Annotated in this window: 6 protein-coding genes and 1 pseudogene; all 7 read left to right on the top strand. The window is 70.6% G+C overall.

What is annotated here, in order from left to right; genetic code table 11:
* On the top strand, nucleotides 1-771 hold a 771-nt coding region (locus HMPREF3086_RS17315; protein ID WP_070723178.1), incomplete at its 5' end, for an AAA family ATPase.
* A gap of 36 nt (nucleotides 772-807) precedes the next feature.
* Nucleotides 808-2,238 carry a vWA domain-containing protein gene (locus tag HMPREF3086_RS17310; protein WP_061913679.1) on the top strand — a complete coding sequence of 477 codons (1,431 nt, stop codon included), beginning with the start codon at nucleotides 808-810 and terminating at the stop codon, nucleotides 2,236-2,238.
* A gap of 65 nt (nucleotides 2,239-2,303) precedes the next feature.
* A complete protein-coding gene (gene nadD, locus HMPREF3086_RS17305; protein WP_061913681.1) occupies nucleotides 2,304-3,020 on the top strand; it encodes a nicotinate-nucleotide adenylyltransferase in 717 nt (238 codons plus the stop codon).
* A complete protein-coding gene (rsfS, locus tag HMPREF3086_RS17300) occupies nucleotides 3,017-3,460 on the top strand; it encodes a ribosome silencing factor (protein ID WP_061228493.1) in 444 nt (147 codons plus the stop codon). Before nadD ends, rsfS begins: the two co-directional genes overlap by 4 nt.
* An 8-nt stretch (nucleotides 3,461-3,468) precedes the next feature.
* The gene (locus tag HMPREF3086_RS17295; RefSeq protein WP_061228494.1) at nucleotides 3,469-4,167 is read left to right on the top strand and encodes a histidine phosphatase family protein; all 699 of its coding nucleotides are present in this window, start codon (nucleotides 3,469-3,471) and stop codon (nucleotides 4,165-4,167) included.
* Nucleotides 4,164-4,994: a DegV family protein gene (locus HMPREF3086_RS17290; RefSeq protein WP_061228495.1), complete on the top strand. Its 831-nt coding sequence runs from the start codon at nucleotides 4,164-4,166 to the stop codon at nucleotides 4,992-4,994. The genes HMPREF3086_RS17295 and HMPREF3086_RS17290 overlap by 4 nt, the downstream gene beginning before the upstream one ends.
* A 51-nt stretch (nucleotides 4,995-5,045) precedes the next feature.
* Nucleotides 5,046-5,487, top strand: a pseudogene (locus tag HMPREF3086_RS19350) (hypothetical protein); the annotation flags it as partial.

Genomic DNA, 5,487 nt, shown 5'->3' with positions numbered 1-5,487 from the left:
TACCTCGCCGACCGGCTCGGCAAGCCGCTGCTCATCGAGGGCCCGGCGGGCGTCGGCAAGACGGAGCTGGCCAAGGCTGTCGCCGCCGCCACCGAGGCCGAACTCATCCGTCTGCAGTGCTACGAGGGCGTCGACGAGGCCCGTGCGCTCTACGAATGGAACCACGCCAAGCAGATCCTGCGGATCCAGGCCGGGCAGGGCGAGGGCTGGGATTCCACGCGCGACGACGTGTTCTCCGAGGAGTTCCTCCTGTCGCGACCGCTGCTCACCGCGATCCGGCGCAGTGAGCCCACGGTGCTGCTCGTCGACGAGGTGGACAAGGCGGACATCGAGATCGAGGGCCTGCTGCTGGAGGTGCTCAGTGACTTCGCGGTGACCATCCCCGAGCTGGGGACGATCGAGGCGACCCGCAGGCCCTTCGCCGTGCTGACCTCCAACGCCGCCCGCGAGCTGTCCGAGGCGCTCAAGCGTCGCTGCCTGTACCTGCACCTGGACTTCCCGACGCCGGAGCTCGAGCGGAAGATCCTCGCGTCCCGGGTTCCCGAGCTGGACGACCGGCTGGCCGAGCAGCTCGTGCGCGTCGTGGGGGTGTTGCGCGCCATGGCGCTGAAGAAGGTGCCGAGCGTGTCGGAGACGATCGACTGGGGCCGCACGCTCGTGGCGCTGGGCCTGGACACGATCGACGACGAGACCGTCCTGCAGACCCTCGGCGTGGTCCTCAAGCACCAGTCCGACCAGCTGCGTGCGGCCGCCGAGCTGCGGCTGAACTAGCGTGCGGACGCTCGAGATGATCGGGGGGCGGGGGCGATGACCCAGAAGAGTCCGGGCGGTCTGTCCGGCCACCTCGTCGACTTCGTCGACGCACTGCGCCGCAAGGGCATCCCTGTCGGGCCCAGCGAGGCGGTCGACGCGGCCTCGGCGATGGTGCACGTCGACCTGCTCGACCGCGCCGCCCTGCGCGAGGCGCTGGCCTCGACGATCCTGCACAAGCCCACGCACCGCGGGGTGTTCGACCAGCTCTTCGATCTGTGGTTCCCGACCGCGGTCGGGGGTCACGCCGCGGGCGACGCGGTGACGCTCGAGGTGGAGATCCCGACCGACGATGACGGCAAGGTGGATCCCGACGCCCTCAACGAGCTCATCGCCTCGCTGCTTCTCGAGGACACCGACGAGTCGCGCGCCAAGGCCCGGGCGCTCGCCGAACTCCTCGTGGAACAGCTGGGCTCGTACGACTCGGTGAACGGCCCGCGCTACTCCGCCTACCAGGCATTGAGCCCGCTGGACACGAACTCGATCATGCAGAGGATCCTCGACGGGCTGCTCGGCGCGGATCCCTTCGACCCCGACGGTTCCAAGCGGCACGCGGAGAAGAGCGCGGCCGCCAACGCCGCGGCGGACCTGGTGCGTGGCTTCCTGCGCGAGGTCGCCGACGAGACGCGTCGCCGCACCGCTGAGACCGTGGGGCGGGATCGGGTGGCCCAGTACGCGGTCGGCCCGGCGGCCGAGCAGGTCGACTTCCTGCGCGCCAACGACCAGGATCTGCAGGCGCTCCGTCGGAGGGTCGGGCCACTGGCGCGCCAGCTCGGGAGTCGCCTGGCCGCGCGGCGGCGCCGCCACCGGCACGGTGCTATCGACATGCGCAAGACCATGCGTCGGTCGATGTCCACGGGAGGGGTCCCGGTCGAGCTGGTTCTGCGCAAGCCACGCCCGGCCCGCCCCGAGCTGGTGGTGCTGTGCGACGTGTCCGGGTCGGTCGCTGGTTTCAGCCACTTCACCCTCCAGCTGGTGCACTCGCTCCGCGAGCAGTTCTCCCGGGTGCGTGTCTTCGCCTTCGTCGACACCACCGACGAGGTGACCTCGTTCTTCGAATCGGGTTCCGACCTCGGCACGGCGATGAGCAGGATGGTGCGCGAGGCCGAGATCATCACCTATGACGGGCACTCCGACTACGGGCACGCTCTCGAGGGATTCGCCGACCGGTACGCCCATACGCTGACGAGGACGGGTTCGCTGCTCATCCTGGGCGATGGCCGCAACAACTACCGCGATCCCGCGGTCGAGGCGCTGGAGTTCGTCAGCGAGCGGGTCGGACACACCCACTGGCTGAACCCGGAACCACGGCGGCAGTGGGGGACCGGCGACTCGGCCGCCAAGTTGTACTCCCAGTACGTGCCGATGCACGAGTGCCGCAACGTCGAGCAGCTCACGGCGGTCGTCTCCAGCCTGCTGCCCGTGTGAGCGTCCGGGGCGGCGGGGAGCGGCAGACGAGTACGCGGCACCCCGGCCCGATAGACTCGGTGACCATGACCACGACGGGAACCGCCGACGGCTCGCGGCGCCGCATCGGAGTGATGGGCGGAACCTTCGACCCGATCCATCACGGTCACCTCGTGGCGGCCAGCGAGGCGGCTCATCGGTTCGATCTCGACGACGTCGTGTTCGTCCCCACGGGTGAGCCGTGGCAGAAGCGCACTCGGGAGGTGTCCCCGGCCGAGGACCGCTATCTCATGACCGTCATCGCGACGGCCTCTAATCCGCGCTTCTCTGTCAGCCGCGTGGACATCGACCGCCGGGGGCCGACCTACACGGTCGACACCCTCAAGGATCTGCTCCGTCAGCACCCGGAGACCGAGCTGTTCTTCATCACCGGCGCTGACGCGTTGGAGAAGATTCTGACCTGGCGCGGCTGGGAGGAGATGTTCGAACTCGCCACGTTCGTCGGCGTCTCCCGTCCCGGTTTCGAGTTGTCCGACACCCATCTCACCGAGATCGAGAACGGGCGGGTCTACCTGCTCGAGATCCCCGCCCTGGCGATCTCGTCCACCGAGTGCCGCCGCCGTGCGGCCGACGGCGCCCCCGTCTGGTACCTCGTACCCGACGGCGTCGTGCAGTACATCGCCAAGCGCAACCTCTACCGGCCGGAGGGCTCCACCCGCCTGGACGGCACCCCAGTAGCGACGGCCCCGGTGCACCGGGTCCCCGTCCCCATCGATTCGCACCCCGAGGAGAACCCCCTGTGACCGCAAGCCCCGAGGCCGTGGAGATGGCCGCCGTCGCCGCCCGCGCCGCAGATGACAAGCTGGCGACCGACATCGTCGTCATCGACGTCTCCGACCAACTCGTCATCACCGACTGCTTCGTCCTGGCGTCCGCGGACAACGAGCGTCAGGTGAACTCCGTCGTCGAGGAGATCGAGGACAAGCTCCGCGAGGCAGGACACAAGCCACTGCGCCGTGAGGGCACCCGCGAGGGTCGGTGGGCCCTGCTCGACTACAACGAGCTCGTCGTGCACGTCCAGCATGTCGACGAGCGCGACTACTACTCGCTCGACCGGTTGTGGAAGGACTGCCCCGTCGTGGAGATCGAGGGCGTCGAGACGTCGCGGCGCTCGGATACCGCCGCCGGCGGGGCCGATGACTCGCTCGCCCCGGAGGAGCCACAGCGGGATCAGGAGCTCTGAACTCCTCGGTGACCCGACGTCTCATCCTGCTGCGTCACGGCCAGACGCATTACAACGCCTCGCTGCGGATGCAGGGGCAGTTGGACACCGAACTCAGTGAGCTCGGGGTCCGGCAGGCGCACGCCGTCGGCCGGGCGTTGGCGCCCCGACGGCCGTGGACGATCTTGTCCTCGGATCTTCAGCGTGCGCACGAGACGGCGAAGGCGCTGGCGTCCGAGGTGGGACTGGACGTCGTCACCGACCCGCGGCTGCGCGAGACGAACCTGGGGACCTGGCAGGGGATGAGCCACTCCGAGGTCGACGAGCAGTGGCCGGGCGCGCGACTGCGCTGGCGCAGCAGTCCGCGCTGGTCACCGCCGAACGGGGAGAGCCGCATCGAGGTGGCGCGTCGTACCCGCGAGGTCGTCGACGAGCTCGTCGAGTCGTCGCCGGAGTGGGGGGAGCACCCGGCCGTGATCGTCGCGCACGGAGGCGCCATCGCGGCGCTGACCGGGGCACTGCTCGAACTGCCCGTGGAGCACTACCCGATGTTCAACGGGCTCGGCAACACCTGCTGGGTGCAGTTGTCCGCCCACCCGCGCACCGCGAATCCGGACGAGTCGCACGCCGAACCGGAGGTCGCGCCCACCACTGACGCGGCTCGGGCCCTGCTGTGGCGCCTGGACCAGTGGAACGCGGGGATCACACCGCCGGTGGACGCCCCGTGACGGTCCGACTGGTCACCGACTCCTGCGCGGACCTGCCAGCCGCGTGGGTCCGCGACTTCGGCATCACGGTCGTGCCGCTGCACGTCGTGCAGGAGGACGACAAGGCCGTCTCCACCGCAGCGGTGACCCCAGACGAACTCGCGGCCAACTATGCCGACCTCCTCGCCGACCCGGACTGCACGGGCGTCGTCTCGGTGCACCTGTCCAAGGAACTGTCGCGGACCTGGCAGTCGGCCAGCGACGCCGCCACCCGCTTCGGCGGCCGTGTCCTCGTCTCCGACTCCCGGGGGGCGGGGATGGCCTTCGGCGCCGCGGTCGCCCAGTGCGCGTGGGCCGCGAACAACGGGCTCGGGCTGTCGGCGACCTACGACCTCGCCGCGCGTCTGTGCCGGGGCGCCTCGACCTACGCCGCCCTCGAGTCGCTCGAATACCTACGGCGGGGCGGCCGGATCAGCGCCCTGGCCGCGATCTTCGGCAGCGCGCTGGCGATGCGTCCGGTGATCGTCCTGCGGTCGGGATCGGTTGACCTCGCCGCGAAGGCGCGCACCACCACGAAGGCCCATGAACGCCTCCGCGCGCTGCTTCGCGACGACCTCGCCCGCGGTGACGTCCTGGTCGTCATCCACCACCATGAGGCGGCGGAACGGGCCGGGGAGATGGCCTCGGAGATCCGCAAGCAGACCCCGTTCCCGGAACGCGTCATCATCGTCGAATTCGACGAGGTCCTCGCGTGGCATCTGGGCCCGGGAACAGTGGGGGTGTCGGTGACAGACCTCGTGGACACCGAATTCCCCATCCCGTCCCCCTCTCCACAGGACGCGGACTGAGGACCGCGTTCCGGAGCGGATGGGGGCGGGTGCCGGTCTAGCGTCGCGCCCATGCGAACCGAGATCCGGGCCCGTCCCGCCGATCCCGAGCGGGACCCGGCGCGGGCGGCCGCGTTACAGCGACTGGCCGGTGCGCTCGCGCCAGAGCCGGTCGGTCGGAATTGTGAGCCGGCGGTCGCGGAGTCGGCCCGGGTTCCGTGGGCGGAACCCGATCCGGACGGAGCCCGGCCGGAGCGCTTCCCCGCCGAGGACCCGGACATCGCCGCATGGGCCGACCCGCCGTGGTGGGCCCGCATCAGATGGGCACCCGATCGTCTCGCGGGAGTCGCGCTGGTGGTCGTGGTCCTCGCCCTCGGGGCGTTCTCCGTGCACCGGCTGCTCGCCGCCGTCCCCGCGGGTCCGCCCGTTCCCGAGCTGCCGCTGGCGGCGTCGGACGCGAAGTCGGTGGGCGGCGGCCCGGCCCCCACGCCGTCCGCGCCGACCACGTCCGCGA

The organism is Dietzia sp. HMSC21D01 (assembly GCF_001815995.1).
Taxonomy (GTDB): Bacteria; Actinomycetota; Actinomycetes; order Mycobacteriales; family Mycobacteriaceae; genus Dietzia; species Dietzia cinnamea.
This window is presented reverse-complemented; position numbering and strand designations above follow the sequence as displayed.